Annotated in this window: 17 protein-coding genes; 9 read left to right on the top strand and 8 right to left on the bottom strand. The window is 52.2% G+C overall.

Annotated features, from left to right (window positions below):
• Positions 1-6: 6 nt before the first annotated feature.
• The 7 genes from VA597_RS03410 to VA597_RS03380 all read right to left on the bottom strand — a co-directional run bounded on the left by VA597_RS03410 (position 7) and on the right by VA597_RS03380 (position 7538).
• The gene (locus tag VA597_RS03410; protein WP_128741664.1) at positions 7-486 is read right to left on the bottom strand and encodes a tripartite tricarboxylate transporter TctB family protein; all 480 of its coding nucleotides are present in this window, start codon (positions 484-486) and stop codon (positions 7-9) included.
• Positions 487-504: 18 nt separating this feature from the next.
• Positions 505-1518: a tripartite tricarboxylate transporter substrate binding protein gene (locus VA597_RS03405; protein ID WP_326975169.1), complete on the bottom strand. Its 1014-nt coding sequence runs from the start codon at positions 1516-1518 to the stop codon at positions 505-507.
• Between the two features lie 177 nt (positions 1519-1695).
• Positions 1696-2877, bottom strand: a complete 1182-nt coding sequence (dgoD, locus tag VA597_RS03400) for a galactonate dehydratase (RefSeq protein ID WP_326975168.1) — start codon at positions 2875-2877, stop codon at positions 1696-1698.
• A 771-nt stretch (positions 2878-3648) separates the two neighbouring features.
• A complete protein-coding gene (locus tag VA597_RS03395; protein ID WP_326975167.1) occupies positions 3649-4782 on the bottom strand; it encodes a glycerate kinase family protein in 1134 nt (377 codons plus the stop codon).
• A 230-nt stretch (positions 4783-5012) separates the two neighbouring features.
• On the bottom strand, positions 5013-5897 hold the full coding sequence (gene garR, locus VA597_RS03390) for a 2-hydroxy-3-oxopropionate reductase (protein ID WP_326975166.1): 885 nt from the start codon (positions 5895-5897) through the stop codon (positions 5013-5015).
• A gap of 51 nt (positions 5898-5948) precedes the next feature.
• Positions 5949-6845 (bottom strand): dihydrodipicolinate synthase family protein, encoded by an 897-nt coding sequence (locus VA597_RS03385; RefSeq protein WP_128741659.1) that lies wholly within the window; start codon positions 6843-6845, stop codon positions 5949-5951.
• Between the two features lie 27 nt (positions 6846-6872).
• Entirely contained in the window at positions 6873-7538 is a 666-nt protein-coding gene (locus tag VA597_RS03380; RefSeq protein WP_326975165.1) for a GntR family transcriptional regulator, read from the bottom strand.
• 295 nt (positions 7539-7833) lie between these two features.
• Here VA597_RS03380 and VA597_RS03375 point away from each other — a divergent pair, with 295 nt between their 5' ends.
• The 7 genes from VA597_RS03375 (at position 7834) to VA597_RS03345 (ending at position 15878) form a co-directional block, all read left to right on the top strand.
• The gene (locus VA597_RS03375) at positions 7834-9168 is read left to right on the top strand and encodes an enolase C-terminal domain-like protein (RefSeq protein ID WP_128741657.1); all 1335 of its coding nucleotides are present in this window, start codon (positions 7834-7836) and stop codon (positions 9166-9168) included.
• 26 nt (positions 9169-9194) lie between these two features.
• Positions 9195-10493, top strand: coding sequence for a lactate racemase domain-containing protein (locus VA597_RS03370; RefSeq protein WP_128741656.1), 1299 nt, complete (start codon positions 9195-9197; stop codon positions 10491-10493).
• Positions 10494-10520: 27 nt separating this feature from the next.
• On the top strand, positions 10521-11609 hold the full coding sequence (locus VA597_RS03365) for a tripartite tricarboxylate transporter substrate-binding protein (RefSeq protein WP_128741655.1): 1089 nt from the start codon (positions 10521-10523) through the stop codon (positions 11607-11609).
• A gap of 99 nt (positions 11610-11708) precedes the next feature.
• The gene (locus tag VA597_RS03360; protein ID WP_128741654.1) at positions 11709-12110 is read left to right on the top strand and encodes a tripartite tricarboxylate transporter TctB family protein; all 402 of its coding nucleotides are present in this window, start codon (positions 11709-11711) and stop codon (positions 12108-12110) included.
• A 45-nt stretch (positions 12111-12155) separates the two neighbouring features.
• Complete coding sequence (locus VA597_RS03355; protein WP_326975164.1) at positions 12156-13649, top strand: tripartite tricarboxylate transporter permease; 1494 nt, start codon at positions 12156-12158, stop codon at positions 13647-13649.
• Positions 13650-13917: 268 nt separating this feature from the next.
• Positions 13918-14826: an AEC family transporter gene (locus VA597_RS03350; RefSeq protein WP_326975163.1), complete on the top strand. Its 909-nt coding sequence runs from the start codon at positions 13918-13920 to the stop codon at positions 14824-14826.
• 125 nt (positions 14827-14951) lie between these two features.
• The gene (locus tag VA597_RS03345) at positions 14952-15878 is read left to right on the top strand and encodes a LysR family transcriptional regulator (protein ID WP_128741651.1); all 927 of its coding nucleotides are present in this window, start codon (positions 14952-14954) and stop codon (positions 15876-15878) included.
• Between the two features lie 47 nt (positions 15879-15925).
• On the opposite strand, the gene VA597_RS03340 is transcribed toward VA597_RS03345, so the two are convergent.
• Positions 15926-17293, bottom strand: a complete 1368-nt coding sequence (locus VA597_RS03340) for an NAD(P)H-dependent oxidoreductase (RefSeq protein WP_128741650.1) — start codon at positions 17291-17293, stop codon at positions 15926-15928.
• A gap of 512 nt (positions 17294-17805) precedes the next feature.
• Here VA597_RS03340 and VA597_RS03335 point away from each other — a divergent pair.
• Both VA597_RS03335 and VA597_RS03330 read left to right on the top strand, forming a co-directional pair.
• The gene (locus tag VA597_RS03335; protein ID WP_128741649.1) at positions 17806-19722 is read left to right on the top strand and encodes a sigma 54-interacting transcriptional regulator; all 1917 of its coding nucleotides are present in this window, start codon (positions 17806-17808) and stop codon (positions 19720-19722) included.
• 422 nt (positions 19723-20144) lie between these two features.
• Positions 20145-21470 (top strand): GntP family permease, encoded by a 1326-nt coding sequence (locus tag VA597_RS03330; protein WP_326975162.1) that lies wholly within the window; start codon positions 20145-20147, stop codon positions 21468-21470.
• Positions 21471-21473: the final 3 nt, after the last annotated feature.

Below are 21473 nucleotides of genomic sequence, written 5' to 3'. Positions count from 1 at the left end.
CCCTTCCTAAAACAGTCCGGGAAATCTGACGTTGAACCCCATCGAAAACATGAAGTAAAGCCCGATGCTCAAGCAGGCGGCGGCAATGAGAATGACTTTGACTTTCCTGTAGTTCAGGGTAAAAGAGCACGCAAGGACAAACAGGATGGTGGGAATGATATAACCGACCCATTGCAGCGCCGCACAGTACGCGAACAGCAGCCCAAGAATCAGGGCGACCTTTTTGTATTCGGGGGCGGCCGCCTTCTTTTCCTCCTTCACGCCGGGAACTTTCGCCTCAGCCGCGGCGGGCTGCACTTCCCCCTCTTTGAGGGCGTCGGCAAAAATCAGCACCCCAAGAACGGCGATGACAGCCGCTGTAATCTTTGGAAAAAAAGCCGCGCCCGACGACAGGGATAACGACCCGGCAAAAACAATGATGCCGAGCAGGACGCAGAAAAGGCCTAAAACGGAATCTTTCTTTTTCAGGAGCAATTTCATTTTCATGAGCGATTTTCCCCCCGCCTATTTGCCGGTCGTAATCAGGTCTTTGATGGACTCAAGGCTTTTATAGTCGTCTTCCATGTATGTTTCGAACTCCTGGCTGTTTTTATAAGTGATCGGGAACCCGGAATTCACGAACTGCTGTTTTACCGTATCGGATTCCATTGCCTTCTGAAAAGCGTCCTGCAAAATCTTGACGACGCCGTCGGGAGTATCCGCCGGAACGCCGATTCCCCGATAGGCCCCGTACGTGAAATCAATTCCCTTTTCTTTCAGGGTGGGGACGTCAGGCAAATCGGAGATTCTTTCGTCGGCGCAGGCCGCCAGGACCCGGATTTTCCCGTCTTTGATCAGCGACTGGGCTCCGGCATATGTAGTCATCCCTACCTCGGCGTGCCCGCCGGCCAGTTGAACCGTCTGCTCGGCGGAACCGTTCGTGTGCATATATTTAAACTGGGCTCCCGTCTTCTGTGAAAACAGAATGCTGGCGATATGGTGGGACGTCCCCGCACCCGGAGTGGAATTCAGCAGCGTTTCTTTTTTCCCTTTGGAAATCAGATCTTCAACGGTCTTGATATCCGATGAGGCGGAACAGACCACCAACTCCGGGTCAAAGCAGTACATGCAGATCGGCCTGATGGCATCCATCTTGAAGGAAGCGTCGCCGCTGATAATATTGGAAACATACGCGGATGTTTGCGCCAGCAGGGTATAGCCGTCCGCTTTTGAATTAATGACGTAGGTCTGGCCGATCACGGCTCCTCCGCCCTCTTTGTTCATTACCGTTATGGACTGTCCCAGCTCCTTTCCAACCTCGGAGGCAAGGATGCGGCAGGAAAGATCGACATTCCCGCCGGCTGCGTACGGAACGACCAGTTCGATGGGTTTCGTCGGGTAATCCACGGCTGAAGAGGCGCTCTGCGCACCCGCTCCGCTGGATTTTCCGCCGGAGGAATTGCCCGCTGAGCAGGCCGTCAGCAACAAAGTTGAAACGCACAATACAGATGCTAATCTTACGAAAAGTTTCTTTTTCATTACAATCCATCCTCTCAATGTGAAAGCCTCTTACCCCTGAAAAACCTGTTTTCACTCCTTCGTCTCTATAAATTGGATTCATGCGGGTTCCATAAATCCTTTCGGCCGTTGATATGTGGATTTTTCTTATCAATAAATTTTGCCTGCTTCCCACCGAACCCGAATGTTCAATCGGGATTACTGGTCTACGACGGAACCGTCTGTCTGGAGCCGGGTCACAACCGGACGCCTGATGTACGGATACTTTTCCGATACGTGATCGGTCAGTTCCGTGCCGATCCCCGGTTCTTCGGGGATCTCCATGAACCCGTTGCTGCAGGAGAAGGTCCTTTTGACGACGTCCTTCTTATAAACGCCTCTCTCCACATCGGTTGCCCCAAATTTTTCAGAAAGTGCGGGGCGGTCGTCTCCGGGGTATTCCAAAAGTGCAAAATTAGGAATGCAGGCCGCAATCTGCAAACAGGCGGCTGTTGAAACCGGACTCAGAGGATTATGCGGTACAACCATGACGTCATTGGCCTCCGCAATGGCCGCTATTTTTTTCGTCCCGGTGATTCCACCGCATGCGCAGACGTCCGGTCTGACATAGGAAACAGCGTCTTTTCGTATGATCTGCGCAAATTCCTGCGGATTGTTCAATCTTTCTCCCGTTGCGATCGGGACCGGGACATTCCTGGCGATCCATTCCATGGAATCGAAATTGTCCGGAGTCGTCGGATCCTCCATGAACATGGGACGGTATTTTTCAATTTCGCGCCCAAAGCTGATCGCTTCCGCCGGCCTCAGTCTCCGGTGAAGTTCAATGCATAAATCGACGTTGTCCCCCACCGCCTCCCGGTAAGCCGCCACCCTGCCGACCGCGTTTCCAATTTTCCCCGAATACGTTTCAAAGTACGGTTTGCTTCTGGGCTCATCAAGGAACGGAGACAAATGTCCGACGGCGTTATACCCCAGCTTCTTCGCTTCTTTCAGGTTTTCAATCATTTCCTCCGTTGTCGAGCCTCCGACATGATAATATACGCGGGCTTTCTCCCGGCATTTTCCCCCCAGCAGATTGTAGACGGGTGTATTGAAATATTTGCCGGCGATATCCCACAGCGCAATGTCGATCGCACTGATCGCACCCATAATGGCGGCGCCGCGAAAGTGCCAGCAGCGGTACATGTACTGCCAGTGATGCTCTATTCTTAGGGGATCCTGCCCGATCAAATAGGTCTTTAACGTCTCAATCGCCTCTCTCGACGCGTCCAGGAACCCCCAGGCGCCCGATTCCCCCACGCCGACCAGGCCGTTGTCGGTAAAAACCTGTACAAACAGATAGCGGTTTGCCGGAAGTATCTTGATCTCAGAGATTTTCATAAGGATATGCTCCTTTCGCATGTATCCATAGTGCATATAATTTAGATGTTTTCTTTCTTTATTGTGTTTAATATATACCGATCCTCATCAGATGTAAAATATTGATATCTTATCTTGACAATAAATTGAATTTATTACGGCTTTTCATGCGAGTGGAGGGCATCAGAGGAGCCCGGCCTTCCAGCCGCGCATGAAAAAGGGGAAACCTTCATATCAATTTCGCTGCGGCCGTTCCTCTTTACGACAGTTCCACCTATAATGGGGGCCGTGATATAAATAGGAAAAACCGGTATAAAAAGGGCCGTCAGGTTCACGGCCTGACAGCCCTTTTGTTGGTTTGAATGCGGCGTCTCATGCGCCTGAATATATTCCAAACAGCAGAAGGAAGCGGCCATGTTTCATTTTGGGCATACCACAGCACATGATGCACATTAAACACATCATGCCATCCATTTTACCGCTGTAATGAATCGGAGTTTTCATCGCCGGATTCTCTCCCTTCTTAAATATAGTTATCATATATGTTCTGTATATATCTGAATATTCCCTTTTGTCAGGATCTTTTCTCAAAATAACGAGAGAAATATTTGAGAATTCCGTACAGCGCCGTACCTAAAGCAACTCCAAATTCCACCGAATGACCTCGTTCCGTCACGCCGGGGATTGGGTTCTCATGGACGCTGCGCCTCCTTTTAGATAAAAAAATCGGGCGGTGTGCAGCCGCCCGACAAAAACAGTTTACTTATAAAGAGGAATTATTGAGGTTTTCTTTTAACTCTCCAATTGAATCAGCCTCATAATATTATCCATTGTCTTACTCAAATCGTCTTTGCTGCGGAGTTTGGCTTTTTTAAAATCAACCGCAACGCGGTTGATGCTGAATACGGCGGAGACCCCCATATCATAGACGGAGTCGATGGAATCGCCAACATCCCCGACAACAGCGAGAACCGGAATATTTTGTTTCTTGGCCCTGCGGGCGACTCCGACCACGACCTTGCCCCTGAGGCTTTGCGTATCCAGACGCCCTTCCCCGGTAAAGATGAAGTCGGCTTTTTCAGCCAGGCTTTCAAAATTCACCGTATCCAGAAGCACGTCAATCCCCATTTGAAGACGCGCTCCGAAAAAGGCGACCGCGCCGCCGCCCATGCCGCCCGCAGCGCCGGCCCCCGGAATCTGAGAGATATCCAGATGAAGCTGTTTTGAAATCATTTCGGACAGACGCCGCAGGCCGTCGTCCAGAAGCTGCACCATATTCTGATCCGCTCCCTTTTGCGGGCCGAATACATAAGCGGCGCCGTTCTCTCCAAACAGCGGATTATCAATATCGCACATGGCAAGGATTTCAACTTCGCGAAGAGAAGGGGAAAATGCCGAATTATCAATTTTCGCAACATTGGAGAGAGTAGCCCCCACCGGGACAAAAGAATTGCCCTGCGCGTCAAGGAATCTGATTCCGGCGGCTGCGGCCGCGCCGGCACCGGCGTCGTTGGTGCAGCTTCCCCCCAGAGCAAGGATCATCTTCCGGCATCCGTGCTCGGCGGCGTGGACCATCAGCTGTCCCACGCCGTATGTGGTCGTTTGGTCCGGATGGAGCCGGTCCCCCACCAGGGGCAGGCCGGCACAAACAGCCATTTCAATAATTGCTGTTTTTCCCCCGTCCACTACGCCGTAAAAGCCCTGCATATCTTCTCCGTAAGGGCCTTTTACCGTCGTATAAACTTTTTGGCCGTCCATGGCGGACAGATAAGCATCCACGCTTCCCTCGCCTCCATCCGCTACCGGAATGGAAACGGTTTGCGCTTCAGGATCAAAACGATGGATGGACCGGCTCATAATCTCGCAGATCTCTTTCGAACTCATGGTCCCTTTAAAGGAATCGGGAATCAAGACATATTTTTTCAATCGCTCCGTCCTCCTCTTCGACAGATTTAGATTTTTTCATGTACGCCGTTTTTTGCACCGAACCCATGCAGATACGGGTGCAAAAAAACAGGCTGCCGGACTTTCCGGCAGTTTTTCGGCCAGCCGATTCAGTCTGTTTATAAAATCAGAGCACTCCCAATGGAATCGGCTGCCGCGCGCTTTGCAGGAATTCCATTGAAATGCTCTGTGACTTTAGCGGAATTAAAAATTTACTTGCCGATTTTTGTGCCGGAAACTTTGGCGTAGTAATTCGCAAGGCTGCTGTGATCTTCCTGGCCGCGCCCATCCGCGTGCAGGGTCTGCATCATTTCCATGACCTCCGCGGTCAGCGGCAGCGGAGAACCAAAGGTATGTCCGGTCTCAAGGGCGTTGTTCAGGTCCTTGATGTGCAGGTCGATTTTGAACCCGGGCTTGAAGTTGCCGTCCAGCATCATGGGAACCTTGGCGTCCATGACAGTGGAACCCGCCAGGCCTCCGCGGATCGCCTGGAAAACGACGGCGGGATCAACGCCGGATTTCCTTGCAAGAGTGAAAGCCTCCGCGCACGCCGCAATGTTGCACGCCACGACGATCTGATTCGCAAGCTTTGTCGTATTGCCCGCGCCGATAGGTCCACAGTAGACGACGCTGCCGCCCATGGTTTTCAGCAAATCGTAGTTCTTGTCGAAAAGGGCCTTGTCGCCGCCGACCATGACGGACATCGTCCCGTCGATCGCTTTCGGTTCTCCGCCGGAAACGGGGGCATCCAGCATTTTAACACCCTTGGCGGCGCATGCTTTGGAAACCTCCTGGGATGCGGCGGGAGCGATCGAGCTCATGTCGATCAGCGTGGAACCCTCCTGGGCGCCTTCCAGAACGCCGCCTTCTCCCATAACGACCGCCTTGACATGGGGAGAATTGGGAAGCATGGTGATGATTGTTTTGCACTGTTCCGCAACATTCTTCGCGGAAGCGGCCGCAACCGCTCCTGACTTTACAGCGTCCTCTACGTTAGCCGGAATGATATCATAAACAATTACTTCATGGCCGGCTTTCAGCAAATTGCGCACCATGGGCTTACCCATAATTCCAAGTCCGATAAATCCGATTTTCATTCAAATCTTCCTTTCTGAATTCTATCATTCATTTGATATTGCCAACTGCACTTAGTTGATTTTTGACAGCTCCGACTTCATCACCTCGAGAACCTTTCCCGACGACGGAAGATTAGGAGTGTAAGGCTTGCCGATGTCTCGGCCGATCAGATTGGCAAGGTCCTTGGTCGCCACCGGGAAGCTGGCTTTGTCCATCGACAGACGCAGGGGATTCAATTTAAACTGCGCCTCGCGCGCCCCGTCGATATCGCCCGCCTGAACTTTATCGTAAATGGAGGCGACCAGTTCGGGAACAAAATTTGCCGTGGTTGCCACACAGCCGGCCGCTCCGAGCATCATTGCGCTGAAAATCAGGGTATCCTTGCCCCCGAACACGCGGAAATCCACGTCGCGCGTGCGCCGGATAAATTCCTCCGTCTGTGTCATATCGCCGGAAGAATCCTTCATCCCAACGATATTGTCGACTTCATGGGCCAGTTTCTCCACCAGGTTGCCGCTCATCGTGTAGCCGGTGCGTCCGGGATTGTTATAAAGCAGCATGGGGAGGTCCGGGACCGAATCGGCAATGGCTTTAAAATGTCCGTATAATTCTTCCTCCGTGGGTTTGAGAAACATGGGCTGCAGAACGGAGATTCCGGCCACACCCAGTTCCTTCGCCTTTTTCGCCAGACGAATGCATTTCAGGGTGTTGATCGCCCCGATCCCCATGTAGACGGGAACTCTGCCGGCTGCCTGTTCCACCATGATTTTTGTGGCGCGAATGTACTCGTCCTCTTCCACCATGTAGAATTCGCCGTTGCTGCCGAAGGCCAGAACGCCAAGGACCCCGCCGCCGATCACGAAATCGACCTGCTCGCGCAGCTTCGCTTCATCGATCTTTTCCTCCTCGTCAATCGGGGTCAGGATCGGTACGATGACGCCTTTCATGAAATCCAGGTTTTTGTCCATTTACAGTACTCCTTTTACAGGTTTGGTTTACTCAGGATCCGAGTCTTTATGGTCTATCACAACGGGCGCCTCTCTGACATGCTGGACCATCAGCCTTTCCGCCAGATCGCCCTTCCTGTTTTTTACGGCTCTTAAAATCGCCTTATGCTCTTCGTGCCTGTCCTTGATATTCTGAAAGTCAACCTTGTTGATCACACTTCGTATGGAGTTGTCGATGGAACGGAGATTTTCCCCCAGATTGACGACGTACCCGTTATGCGAGGCATGCCGCAGCACCTGATGAAACTCATCATTCTTCTTGCTGATTAAATCCGCGTTCTTCTGTGACGCGATCAACGGTTCCACACAATCCAGAAGACTCTGCATCCTCTGAATTTCATCGTCCGTCGCAAACCGGGCGGCGAAATGGGCGGCTACCCCGTCGATTGCGCTTCTCAGATAGGCGATTTGTTTCAGGTGTTCAACGACATCCGCAGAAACGAAAGAGCCTTTGCGGGGTGAACTGACGATCAGCCCCTCCACCTGCAAAATCCGGAAGGCCTCTTTGACAGGAGTAGTGCTCACTTTCAGCATGGAGCTGATTTTTCTTTCGCTGATCTTTTCGTTGCTTTTCAGTTCGCCGTTCAGGATCATCTGATGCATAATATCAACAATCTGATCCCTTAACGGAACGGAATCAACAATCTCCTTCATGCGCATCTCTTTTCTGATATCTGGTATATCAGTAGTATAGCATTCCTTTTTTCATCTGTCAACACACGCTTAAAATTCCGGCTCTCCCCCTAGCCAGCCAGAAAAGTAAACTGAAACCAAATTTAAGAGAACGTTCGAAAAAACTAATTCATTAATAAGTTTATCCGTTTTGACTTAATAAACAAGAAACGATATAATAAATACGTCAATAAGATTTGATTTATTTTATACATATTGCCTAAATTATTTTAAACCTGATTGACAACACTTTTATTTTACATTAGGGGGAAATACGTTGACACCAAATGTGTTAAAGATGGAGATATTCCCAGTGGCGGGCAGAGACAGCATGGAACTGAATCTTTCCGGCGCTCACGCTCCTTACTTTACGAGAAATATTGTCGTACTGACGGATTCGGAAGGAAGGACCGGCGTGGGGGAAGTGCCGGGCGGTGAAAAGATCGCCGCGGCGCTGGAGGAAGTAAAGCCGATGGTCGAGGGCACCAGCGTCGGCGATTACAGAAATACGATTTTGGCCGTGAACCGGTATCTTTCCGCCAGGAATGAGAAAGACGTCCGCGGCGCGCAGACCTTCGACCTGAGAGTGGGAGTTCATGTTCTGACCGCCATTCAAACCCCTCTTCTGGATTTGTTGGGAAAATATCTGGGAGAACCCGTGGCGTCGCTGCTTGGGGACGGCCAGCAGAGGGAAAGCGTGCGGATGCTTGGATATCTTTTCTTTATCGGCGACCGCAGAAAAACGGACCTGCCCTATGATCAGGAAGAAGACGGCAGCTGCGCGTGGTATCGTCTGCGCGACGAGGAGGCTCTGACCTCCGGCGCGATTGTTGAACTGGCAAAGGCCGCCTATGAAAAATATGGATTTCAGGATTTTAAATTAAAGGGCGGCGTACTTGCGGGCGCAGAGGAAATCGCGTGCGTCAAGGCGCTGAAGAAGGAATTTCCGAAGGCCCGCATCACATTGGACCCCAACGGCGGCTGGTTCTTGAAGGATGCGATCGAGCTTTGCAGGGACATGCACGGCGTTCTGACCTACTGCGAGGACCCCTGCGGAGCCGAAGAGGGCTTCAGCGGCCGTGAGATCATGGCGGAATTCCGCCGTGCGACGGGCCTGCCGACGGCCACCAATATGATCGCCACCGACTGGCGCCAGATGGCCCACAGCTTTGCCCTGAGCAGCGTGGACATTCCCCTTGCCGACCCCCACTTCTGGACAATGACCGGCAGCGTCCGCGTGGGTCAGCTCTGCAACGATTTCGGACTGACCTGGGGATGCCATTCCAACAACCATTTCGACATCTCCCTTGCGATGGTGGCGCACACAGCCGCGGCCGTCCCGGGAAAACTGAACGGGATCGACACCCACTGGATCTGGCAGGAAGGCCGCGAACGCCTCTGCAAAAAAAGCCCTGAAATCGTGAACGGCTGCGTCGCCGTGCCGCGGGACGTGCCGGGGCTTGGGGTGGAGATCGACCGCGGCCAGCTGGAAAAAGCACATCAGCTCTATCTTGAAAACTGCCTGGGCGGCCGCGACGATTCCATCGGGATGCAGTACCTGATTCCGGGATGGAAATTTGACGCGAAGCGCCCCTGTCTGGTGCGCGAATAAAAAATAAAGAAACGAAAGGTGGAGAAATGGATAGTATCGTAAGCAATTTGCTCAAGGACGTGCCGGTTCCAAAAATGTTCCGGGTAAAACAGATCTTTTCGGGGGAAAACATCGCCCCCGAGCATATCCCGGAGGAAGTCATTGCCCGGCTGAATGAAAAAGATCTGGAGAAAAAGATCCGGCCCGGGATGCGGGTGGCAATTACGGCGGGAAGCCGCGGAATCGACAACATTTCCCTGATTCTGAAAACTCTGGTTCATTTTGTAAAAGAACACGGAGGAGAACCGTTCCTGGTTGCCGCTATGGGAAGCCACGGCGGGGCGACCTCGGAAGGGCAGAGGGAAATCCTCCGCGGACTTGGAATTACGGAGGAATTCATGGGCTGCCCCATCCGGAGCAGTATGGAAGTTGTGAAAATCGGAACCAATGCGGAGGGCGGGGATGTCCTGCTCAGCCGCGATGCGGCGGAGGCCGACGGGATTATTGTCTGTAACCGTATCAAGCCGCACACCTGCTTTCGGGGGCCGTCCGAAAGCGGCCTCATCAAAATGATGGTCATCGGGCTGGGAAAACAGATCGGCGCAGATCACTGCCATAAGGAAGGTTTTCAGAATATGGCGAAGAATCTCCGCCTGTTTGGGAAGACAATGATCGAAAAAGCCCCCATCCTGTTCGGCCTTGGAATTCTGGAAAACTCTTTCGATCAAACGGCGAAATTCGTGGCTTTCCGGCGTGAAGAAATATACGACGGCGAGCCTGCCTGCCTGGAAGAAGCAAGAAAACTGCTGCCCTGCATCTATCCTCCGGAATGCGACGTCCTCGTCTGCGACACCATCGGAAAAAATTTCAGCGGCAGCGGAATGGACGCCAACATTTCAGGCACCTTTGTGACGCCCTACGCGTCGGGCGGGCTGAAATCCCAGCGAGTCGCAGTCCTTGACCTGAGCAGCGAAAGCCACCACAACGGGACCGGCTGCGGTATGGCGCACGCCACCACGCGGCGTTTCTTTGAAAAAATGCAGTTCGAGCTCACCTATCCCAATGTGATTACCTCTACGGTGATTGAAAACGTAAGGATCCCGATGGTGCTGAAAAACGACAGGGAAGCCATCCAGGTCTGCCTGAAGACCTGCACCGGGCTGGGAGGCAAGTCTCCCCGGATGATCCGGATCTCGAACACGACGGAGGTTGAGCATATTCTGTTGTCCGAGCAGTATTTTGAAATGGCTCAAAGCCACCCATGCCTGGCTGTGGAAACGGAGCCTTATCACATGCCGTTCGATGAAGACGGCAATCTGAAGGATCTCGGACACATTGGCATGTAAATTATTTTATGATAAGAGGTTGTATTTATGAAAAAGCTTTTGTCTTTCATCTTGGCCTGTGCAGTCATGGTCACAGCATTCGCGGGTTGTAGCGGCGGTGCCGGAAGCTCTTCCAAACCGGAGGCCTCCACCGCTTCATCAGCTTCCAACGTGGATCCCGCAAGTTACTTAAAAGGGAAAAACATTCGGGTTGTGATTGGGTCCACATCGGTTTCCGGAGACACCTATCTGACGGCGGATCTTCTCTGCAGATCCATCAATCAGAAGTACGGCAGCAATCTGAAGGTCGACGCGATCGGTGCCGGCCGTGCCCTTCAGGAAATCGTCAAGGCCAAAAACGAGAACACCATTATGATATTTCACGACATGACGTACCTCGGTGTTTTGTTCGGCGCCTATTCGGAGGACCAGTACAAACTGGAAAACATGACTGTCGGCGGCAGCTTTGCTTATAATCCGGGAGACTGCTTCGCCGCTTCCGCCTCCGCGCCCTACAAAACCATTGCGGAAATGGGCAAGTGGATGAGCGAGAATCCGACTAAGACCGTCAAGCTTGCGGTGGAAGCGGGCGGCGTGTCCCAGATTGGCTTTGATGCGATCTACCTGTGGCTGAAGGATACCTACGGCGACAAGGTTGCCGGCAATCTGAAGGCATTTGTCACAGGCTCTACGCAGGACAAGCTTCAGGCCCTCTGGGACGGAAACTGCCAGGGCGTTTACGCTGCGACTTCCGCTGTGGAGCAATACACGAAAGACGGTGTAAAAGCCCAGCTGAAACTTAATATCATCGGCCTGATGGCCGGCAAGCGCCTGACCGGACACGACTGGCCCACCTTTGCGGAGCAGGGCATCTCTCTGAACGGAAAGCCGTTTGAATTCACGAAAGAATATTTTGTGTTCTACGGCAAGAAGGTTCCAAGCGAGTTTGTTTCCGCCATGGACGCCGCAATGAAAGATATCTGCAACAGCAGCGATTATATCTCAGCCATGGAAAAGCTTGGATATAAAGCTCAGTACCAGAGTTCCAGCGAGGCAAACTCCTATATCAAGCACAAACGCGAGACATACCGTGAAATTGTGAAAAATGCGCCGGACTTTAATACGCTGGTGGGGTAATTCGCGCCGCACTGAAGCGGACGGTGTCCGGAATGACCGGACACCGTCCGCCCGTTTGGATAAAACCCCCAGGGGGGCTGTTCGGAAAAAGGAGAGTATATGATAGAGTTTTACAAATACAATTTTGCCACTTCAGAGATGTTTTTCCCAAAGATTATTATTACCCTTCTGATTGTTTTAGGAATCTGCATTGTGATACCAAAAGTGGTCAGGGCTGTTCGCGCCAAACAGCCGCTCGTAGCGGAAGGCCGCCATTTCTTTGTGGAGAACTATGATAAACTGAAGCTGTTCGGCTCCATCGGGCTTTTAATTATTTATGTTTTTTTGCTGGAGCAGATTCATTTTATCATAGCCAGCCTTCTCTGCATTTTCGGATTCAATGTCTTGTTTTGCGGGACTTTTAAACCAAAATCGCTTTTGATTTCAGCGGCCAGCACAATTATTTCCGTCTTCGGGCTGTGGTATCTCTTTGGCGTCCTGTTCAATATCACTCTTCCGTGATTGCAAATAGGTTAAGATCATGTTAATATTATAAAGGAGAACGCCATGCTGGAAATATTTACATTTACTCATATCACAATGGCCCTTCTGGGAGTCGTCGCCGGACTCGTGTTCGGCGCCATCCCGGGGATGACCGCGACGATGGCCGTCGCCATTTTTCTGCCTCTTACTTACGCCTACGACATACAAACCTCCCTGTTCCTTCTGCTGGGCCTCTATGTGGGCGGCATCTCCGGCGGCCTGATCCCCGCCATTCTGATCAACATTCCGGGCACGCCCGCCTCCATCACCACCTGCTTCGACGGGTACCCGATGGCGCGCCGGGGAGAAGGGGAACGCGCGCTGAAGCTCGGCATCACCGCCTCGCTGCTCGGCGGCCTCATCAGCCTGATCTGCCTCGCCCTGTTTACTCCTCCGCTGGCGGCGCTCGCCCTGAAATTTTCTGCGGTGGAGAAATTTCTGGTGATTCTGTTCGCCCTGACCATCATCGCCGCACTGTCCAAGGGGCAGATGCTGGTGGGCGTGTTCATGGGCTTTCTCGGCGTGCTGATTGCGCTGATGGGCACTTTCGACGACAACAACAAACTGCGCCTGGTTCCCGGTTTTCTGAGCGAACCCCTGATTTACGGCTTTTCACTGCTCCCGGTCATCATCGGGCTGTTCGCCCTGGGGCAGATGTTTGCCGAGGCGGAAACCGGCATGAAGAAGAACGTCATTGATGATTCCGTCATGCAAAATACCATAAAGTTCAGTTTCCGCGATTTCAAGGGCCAAACCGTCAACGTGCTTCGCTCCGCCCTGCTGGGTACTTTCACCGGTCTCCTCCCCGGAGTCGGGGGCAGCGCGGCCAGTCTGCTTTCTTATTCCCAGGCCAAGAACTTTTCCAAACATCCTGAAAAATATGGGACCGGCTTTCCGGAAGCGGTGATCGCCAGTGAAACTGCGAATAACGGGATGACAGGCGGGGCAATGATCCCTCTCCTTTCCATGGGGATTCCGGGCGACTCCACCACGGCGGTGCTGATCGGCGCGTTCGCCCTGCAGGGCATGCAGATTGGCCCCCTGTTTATCTCGCAGAACCCGGAACTTTGGAACGCGATTCTATGGGCAATGCTTCTGTGCAACCTTTATATGTTTGTCGTCATGTTCTTCCCCATCAAGTATATTTCAAAGATCGTCTATGTCCCCAAGCAGCGGCTTTATCCGGTGATCATTCTGGCCTGCATCATCGGCGCTTATGCGGGCAACAACGGCGTTGCGTTCGACATGTGGAGCCTCATTATCTTCGGAATCCTCGGATATGTTTTCGATAAACTGAAGCTGCCTACCACCCCGTTCCTGATCGGATTCATTCTTGGCGGAGATCTAGAGAAATATTTCGTGGACGCAATCAAGGGTTCCAGCGGCCGTTTGTCCATCTTCTTCACCCGCGGGCCAATTTGCTGGGTCCTTTGGCTGTTTATTATTCTTTCTATCGCATATGCAGCTGTTTCCGACCGAAAAGACAAAAGGAAGGCCGCTTCACAGGCGCAGCAATAACGTCCGGGAACGATCCCGGCATCCTTTCGCCAGCATATTTCCACCGGTTCTTCACACCGGAAGCTCCCTCCGCCGGCGGGACGGAAGGAGCTTTCCTGCGGTCTTACATAGGCCGGTAATCCATCACCGCCGGAATGCTGTTGCGGCTTTCCGCCGTCATTCACGATCCGGGAAAGGCTCATCCCGCTTTCCGGGTCCCATCCCAAGGACAGCCTGAGAAAGCCTGCAAAGAGCTTCTCTGCCGGGCTGTTCCTTTTCGTATTATAAAATGAATCAATTTTTAGTGATGTCGGAGGTTCAGGCCTCCCTGTTCGTCTATCTTGCCGTGGGATATCTGATGCAGAAGCTCGGAGTGATCACACAGCCCGTGCGCGGCGGGATCTCCAACTTGCTGGTCACGGTCCTCCTGCCCTGCATGGTGTTCAACTCCTTTCATCAGGAGATCTCCGCTCAACAGTTGATTTCCGCCGCGGCGATTCTGGCCGTGGCGTTTGCCCTTAGCTTTTTCGCGTGGTTTACAGGCTGGCTGGTCTATCGCCGCTACCCGCAGGAAAAGGCGAGCATTCTGCGCTACGGAACTCTGATCGCAAATTCCGGCTTTGCCGGCCTGCCCGTGATTCAGAGCGCCTACGGCGCGACCGGGCTGTTTTACGCGTCCATTTTTATTATTCCGAACCGCATTTTTATGTGGAGCGCGGGAGTTTCCATGTTCCAAAAGGGAAAGAGCTGCAACTGGGTCCGCGACGTCTGGCTGAATCCGGGAATCATCGCGGTGGAGCTCGGCCTTCTCCGCATGCTGCTGAAAATTCCCCTGCCGGGCTTTGTGGATACCGCTATTTCCAGCATGGGCAACTGCACAACGGCAATCTCCATCATCGTCGTGGGGTCCATTCTGGCGGAAGTCGACCTGAAAACCATTTTCAGCAAAGACGCTCTGCTTCTTTCCTTCATCCGCCTGATTTTTCTGCCGGGGTGCGCGCTGATCGCCTTGAAAGCAATCGGGTTTGATCAGCTGGCGACCGCCGTGGCGGTTGTTCTGACCGGTATGCCCATCGGTTCCACGACGGCGATCCTCGGCGAAAAGTACGGGGCGGACTCCTGCTTTGCTTCCAAATGCATCTTTGTCACGACCCTGCTCAGCCTTTTCACGATTCCGGTGCTGACGTTTTTTCTGTGAACTGCACCCGACCCGCGGACTTTCGGACCGCTCCGGCCGGGATTGATTTTTATATTGCGCTTTTTGCGTCGATTGGGCAAAATAGAATCGGGATACGACAGCTCAAAACGGAACGGAGAGATGCCATGGATACGAAACAGATCAGCTTCATCCTCACTATCGCGGAGGAAGGCGGGATTACAAAGGCTGCCAACAAGCTCTTTATCAGCCAGTCCGCGCTGGATCAGCAGCTGCTGAAGCTGGAAAACGAGCTTGGCACTCAGCTTTTTGTCCGCTCCCACAATAACTTTTTCCTCACGAAAGCAGGGGAAGTCTATGTTGCATACGCAAAACGCATGTTAAGCCTCAAGAACGAAGCGTACAGCAAGATCCAGGACCTGACCGATCGCCAGAAAGGGACGCTGTCCCTGGCTTTCGCGCCCGAACGCGGCATGGAGATGTTTATGTCCGTTTATCCGGAGTTCTATCAGGCTTACCCGGAAGTTGTGGTTCGCCCGAGGGAAATAGGGGTAAAAAAGCAGCTGGAAATGCTGCAGAACGAAGAGCTGGATCTGGGCTTTGTCTCTCTGACAGCGGAGAATCTTCCGGGACTGGTCCTGAAGCCACTTTTAAAAGAGGAGTTCGTTTTCATCGTGCCGCTGTCACATCCGCTTTCCGAGCTGGCCGCCCCGCCCGGAAAGCCTTTGACCGTACTGGAAGTGGAGCGGCTGAAAGACTTGACATTCAGCCTGATGTACAAGGAATCCACGCAGAGAAAAGTGATCGATTCCCTTTTTGTCAAGCACGGAATCGATTTGAAAGTATTTCTCACGACGGCCAGCAACCGGGCCAATATCTCCATGGTGAAAAACGGCCTCAGCTGTTCCATCCTGCCGTACTATTATGTCAGGAACAGGCGGGATGTCGCGTGTTTTCGGCTGTTCGACCGCCCTTCCTGGGCCCTGTGCGCCTGCTACCGGGCAAACCGTTACCTGAGCAATCCGGCAAAGCGCTTCACTGAGCTGGCAAAGGAATATTTTGAACAGGAAAACCGCCCGAAGATCGGGGAATAGCGATTCCGACCGGTGGACCGTGCGGTCTGACATGCTCCAAAGCGGAGTTATAAACCCAGGCCTTGCATATATAGCTTATAAGTTTCCAGTTGCGATAAATCGACATCATGAATCGTAATCGGCTCGCCCTTCTTCACATCATTGAGCAAGACAGCGTTGTTGAGAAGATAGAAAGGCGCCAGATTCCCACTCAATTTTCTTTCGATAAGCTGCGGAATAAGTCCTTTAATCGCATGATGATGTCCTTCGACCTTAAGCACAGTGCCTTTGGGGAAATCCCTCTGCGCCACACCCGCCAATACCGACACCTGACGGCACTCCGGATGAGTGCCAATGCCCATCAAATCTCCCAATAAAATGGAAGTTGGCGTCTCCATCCCCATGTAGTGATAGGGGGAATAGATGCAGGCGTACTTACCGTTGCTGCTCATGACGTGCCCCTTGCTCCTGAGGATCTCCCACATCCTGTCGTTCTCGCATCTGACGACGATAAACTCTCCGCCACAAAAGCTGGCTTCGTCGGTACCTCTCAAATTGTAAAACACATCTACAACGCCGGTACGCTTGAGAATACCGCCATCCTCTTCGGGAACGAAAATGTTGGCAAGCTCGCTGATTTTGGCGACAGGATAGCTCAAAAACGGCGAAGCGGGCACCATGCCGGTGATATTAGAGACCAAATTCATCTCGCACAAATCGGCAGAAACCACTCCGGTGAACTTTTCCAATAGCTTGTGGCGCGCCTTCAGCGTTTCCGGACCGCGATAGCGCCAATGCTCCAGCATTTCGGGAAGGTTTTCACTGATTCCGCTGCCATCCGTGCAGGTAAACTCTCCGGTTTCCCTGTCCCAAACAAAGTCATATTCGCTAGACTTTCCCGCCGCTACCACATCCAAACCCAGCAGCCTAGCCCAGGAGTAAAGATCCAGAAGGTTGCGTGGTTGATCGCCGTTGACAAGGGCATATACGGCTCCGCTTTGCGCGGCCACCTGATTCAGTAGCGGCCCGCATACACTGTCGGTTTCTTTCGAAACCATATAGACATTAATCCCCTTCCTCAGGGCCGCAAGGGCGGCATCAGAACTGACCGCAGTATTTCCGGTGCACTCCACAAGCGCCGTGATGCCGCTCTCCATAACAAAGCGGTAATCGCTTACGATGAGAATCGCATCCTCGCGAGCACTCTCGACCTGCGCTTTATCTTCACAGACAACGATCTTGTCCTCGTCGTATCCGATTTCCCTGAGTACGTTCAGACATTCATCGGAATGTCTGGAGCAGATGACACGTAGTTCCATCAGTCTGACCTTTGGGATCTGGGCAAGCAATGTGTAGCCGTATCCGCGGGTCGCCCCGATAATGCCCACCTTTGATTTTTTGCCGTCTTTGCGGTGAAACAGATTCGTATAATCCATAAATGATTTATCTCCTATTTAGTAGTTATTTAATATAGCAAAATCTGCCCGGCCTCTGAGCGCCGGTAGAAACTCCGCCCTCAGCGGATGATGGTACGCTGAAACGCCTTTTTGCATTTTCCGGACTTCGGTCGGCCGCGATAAGAGATTTCTAATAGAATGGGGACCCCTCCGACAGATTACGGCCACAGCCCCCAAATGGCCGGCTCCAATGGCGGCCGCCTAGACGGTTTGCCCCTGGAATTTTTAAAAAAGATGTCGACACATCAGAGTCCCCGCTCCTTATCTTAAAATTAAATTGGCCCGCATTAGTTATTCTGAGCAAGATTTATGCCAAAGGGCTCCGAGAGCAAAATCGGATCACCATCCAGGTGTGGATTCATATAAATTACAAATTTCAGCTTTGCAAATAACATATTTTATGAATTTAAACAATAGCCTTCTTGACTTTTCTGTTGCAGGGGTGTAGCATTGCAACGTTATCACAACTTTTGCGTTTAGGAGGCAATCGATTGATTCGCATTCTATTTTTTGTTCCCTATCCGGAACTCAAGGAAAAAGTCGTCAATGTGATCAGTCGGCACCCGGACAGCTCGCGTCTGTCCGTTACGACGGAACTGACACGAGTGGATAAGACTCCGATGGTGGACCCTAAGGAATACGACATCGTCATCGCCCGCGGTTATACGGCGATCCGGGTAAGAAAACTGTATCCCGAGCTTCCAATCGTGGAACTGTCGATGTCTGGCTACGATATTGTCCATGCACTGGCGGAATGCCGGGAAAAATACAAACCGCAACGTGTCGCGATCTGCGGTTTTTTTACGGAGCTGTATGAGGTACAGGAAATCGCCCGGATGTTCGGGTGCGAAGCGGAAGTCTACCAGACTCAAAATTACAGGCAGCTGATCCAGATTCTCATCAAGGCGAAGGAGATTGGCTGTCAGGCCGTGATTGGCGGCTATTTTATCCAGCAGGCCGCGGAAGATTTGAAAATCCCTTCCAGCATTATCCGCTTGGGGGAGGACAATATCAACCGCGCGGTCAATGAAGCCGTTCACACAATGGATCTGATGCGGGCGGAGCGGCAGCGGGCAGAATCCTACAGGACCATCATTAATTCCTCCAAAGAAGGGATCCTTCATGTCGGCCGGGACGGGATTATCCATGTGTATAACCACGTTGCGCGTGAATTTGCAGATGAAATTCCGGTTTTAAATCATCCGCTCCAGGAAAGTTTCCCATTTCTGGTCAAAAGTTGTCAACAGGTGTTAAAAACGGGCATGGAATCCATCGATGAGATCTACCGGATTCCCGGAAAAGAAATCACGGTGGCGTGCAGTTTTATCCCTGTTGTAGTCCACGGGCAGGTGACGGGCGTCGTCATCAATCTTTCCGATATCACCCGGATCCAGAGATTAGAGGGACAGATCCGAAGGAAGCTGAGCGACAAAGGGCTATGTGCGAAGTACACGTTTCAGGATATTATTCATGAAGACTTTTCCATCGAAAGGACCATCCAGACCGCGAAACGTTATGCCATGACAGAATCTAATATTATTCTCGTGGGGGAAACTGGCACAGGGAAAGAGCTTTTTGCCCAAAGCATCCATAATGCGAGCACCCGCAGCAACGGACCATTCGTAGCCGTCAACTGCGCCGCCCTCCCGGAAAATCTGCTGGAAAGCGAATTGTTCGGCTATGTGGAAGGTGCTTTTACGGGAACGCACAAGGGTGGCAAAATGGGATTGTTCGAGCAGGCCCATAATGGAACCCTGTTTCTGGATGAAATCTCGGAAATTTCCCTGTCCGTCCAAACAAAATTACTACGTGCCCTGCAAGAGCGGGAAGTCCGGCGGATCGGAGACGACAAGGTTATTTCCGTCAACGTGCGCATTATATCCGCAACCAACAGGAACTTGAACGATTTAGTGGAAAAGGGCCGTTTTCGCCGGGATCTCCTTTATCGGCTGGATGTCCTGCGCATTTTCGTCCCGCCCCTCCGCAGCAGGGGAAAAGACGTAAAGTTGTTGTTTTTGCATTTCCTGCAAAAATATCAGGGCGGAAAAGAACCTTGTGTCAATCCAAAGGCGTTCAGCCTCCTGTATCATTACCCCTTTCAGGGCAATGTCCGCGAGCTTGCAAATATTGCGGAACGTGTTGGGGCGTTGGGGAAGGAAATCATCTCGTGTGATGATCTGGAACAGGCATTGTATCCGCCGGATGTCGACTCCGCGATAGCGGAACGGACCGCTCAAGATCGGAATCCCCGGATAAAGATGTCTGCCGGGAAAGAGAAAGATTTGATTCGCAAGGCATTGCAAAATTGCGGTGGAAACCGAACCCAGGCGGCCCAGCTGCTCGGCTGGGATCGCACGACTCTCTGGCGAAAAATGAAAAAGTACCCGGGCCTGTATCCAGGGGAATAGGCTGTTGCATGTATGCTGCATACATGGAAAATCGTCGATTCTGCAACACCGTCCGGCGGTCCACAGGCCAATAAATGAAATTGGTGAGGCGCTTCGTTCTCTTTTCGCAGATTAGGGCTTGGGGTTGGAAAATTTTTTATATTTTTATTATTTTTTGTTATTGTTATTATTAAAACATTATATGAAAAACCCCGCAGACGAAATTTTGAATGGCGCCGCGGCGAATTCTCCATCTAATTAGATATGACATGGCACGAAATTTGCTTTCCTCCCATTATGAAATCATCCGGATTCAATCGCGCAGAATGCTGAATCTACCTTTTCCGCCTTTATGGATGTCCGGCCCGCCTCCATTCAGAGGAAATCGCAGAAATTCGGCCAATGACGTTTGTCTTCCGGAGACTTTGGAGGAGGAATCGCAAATGTCAAGCGCATATGTCTTAATTGTATTTGCAGTTGTCATTGTCATGATGATTGTCCTGATCTCAAGATTTCACGTCCATCCAGGAATCGGAATTCTGATCGCCGCCATCGTTCTGGCGATCGGCCTGGGTTACAATTGGTCTGAAATCGAAGATGACATTAATACCGGCTTTGCCGGTACCATTCAAAGCGTTGCAATCGTCATATTCCTCGGCTGCATTCTCGGCACGATTCTCGAGAAGACCGGTGCGGCAGTCCGCATCACCAAGTGGGCGGTCAACCTCGTCGGGGAGAAGAACATTATCTGGGCAATCGGACTAAGTTCGTTCATCCTCGGGATTCCGATTTTTGCGGACGACGTCGTCATTCTGTTGATCCCGATCGTTTCCCTGCTCGCCGTCCAAACTAAAAAATCTATGATGAGCTACGGGACCGCCCTGTATATGGGCGCACTGATTACGGCTTCCTTAGTGCCGCCCACGCCCGGTCCCGTTTCGGCGGCGGCCCTGCTGAAGGTTCCACTCGGCCAGGCGATCCTCTGGGGCACTATCGTCGCAATTCCCAGCACGATCGCCGCCATTCTCTATTGCAGAACCCTGAAAACGCCGGTTCTGCCGAAATCCGAATATGTCAACGCCGCAAAAGAGACGGATGAAAAGAGCCTGCCCAGCCTCGGCATGTCGCTTCTGCCGATCCTTCTCCCGCTGGTTCTGATCGGAATCGACACCGTCTCGAATATTGTGGCGAAAGACTCCCGCTTCACAAACGTTATGGACTTCATCGGAAGCCCGCTCGCCGCGTTGTTCAGCGGCTGCATTTTTTCTTTGGTGCTGACGGGAAAGAAATGGAAAACGAAAGAAGTATTGAACGACTGGGTGGAGGCGGCCTGCAGAAGCGCGGCCATGCCGATTATCGTGACCGGCATGGGGGGAGCACTCGCGTGGTTTGTCAAAGAAAGCAAAGTTGCGGACTCGATCGCCAAAATGGTCGCTGGCTCTTCTTTCCCGGCAATTCTGGTTCCCATCCTGATCGCGGCGCTGATCCATGTGATCACCGGTTCCAACGCCCTTGGAGTCATGACGGCGGCGGCCCTGGTGCAGCCGATGTTGGGGGCGTTCGGAATTTCGCCGTTGGCAGCTTTCCTCGGCTGCGGGACTGGCGCTCTGATGTTCAAGCACGCCAATTCCTCCGGATTCTGGGTCACGGTCTCCATGTCAAATATGGACGTGAAGCAGGGGCTTCGCGGTGTGGGGGTGGCCTCTACGGTCGCAGGTTTCACCGGCGCCGTTGTCACTTGTATCCTAAGTTTTGCAAAAGTCATTTAGGCC

The sequence above is a fragment of the Caproicibacter sp. BJN0012 genome (genome assembly GCF_035986805.1).
Classification (GTDB): domain Bacteria; phylum Bacillota; class Clostridia; order Oscillospirales; family Acutalibacteraceae; genus Caproicibacter.
The sequence above is the reverse complement of the archived record's forward strand: the minus strand, read 5'-3'. Positions and strand labels throughout refer to the sequence as shown.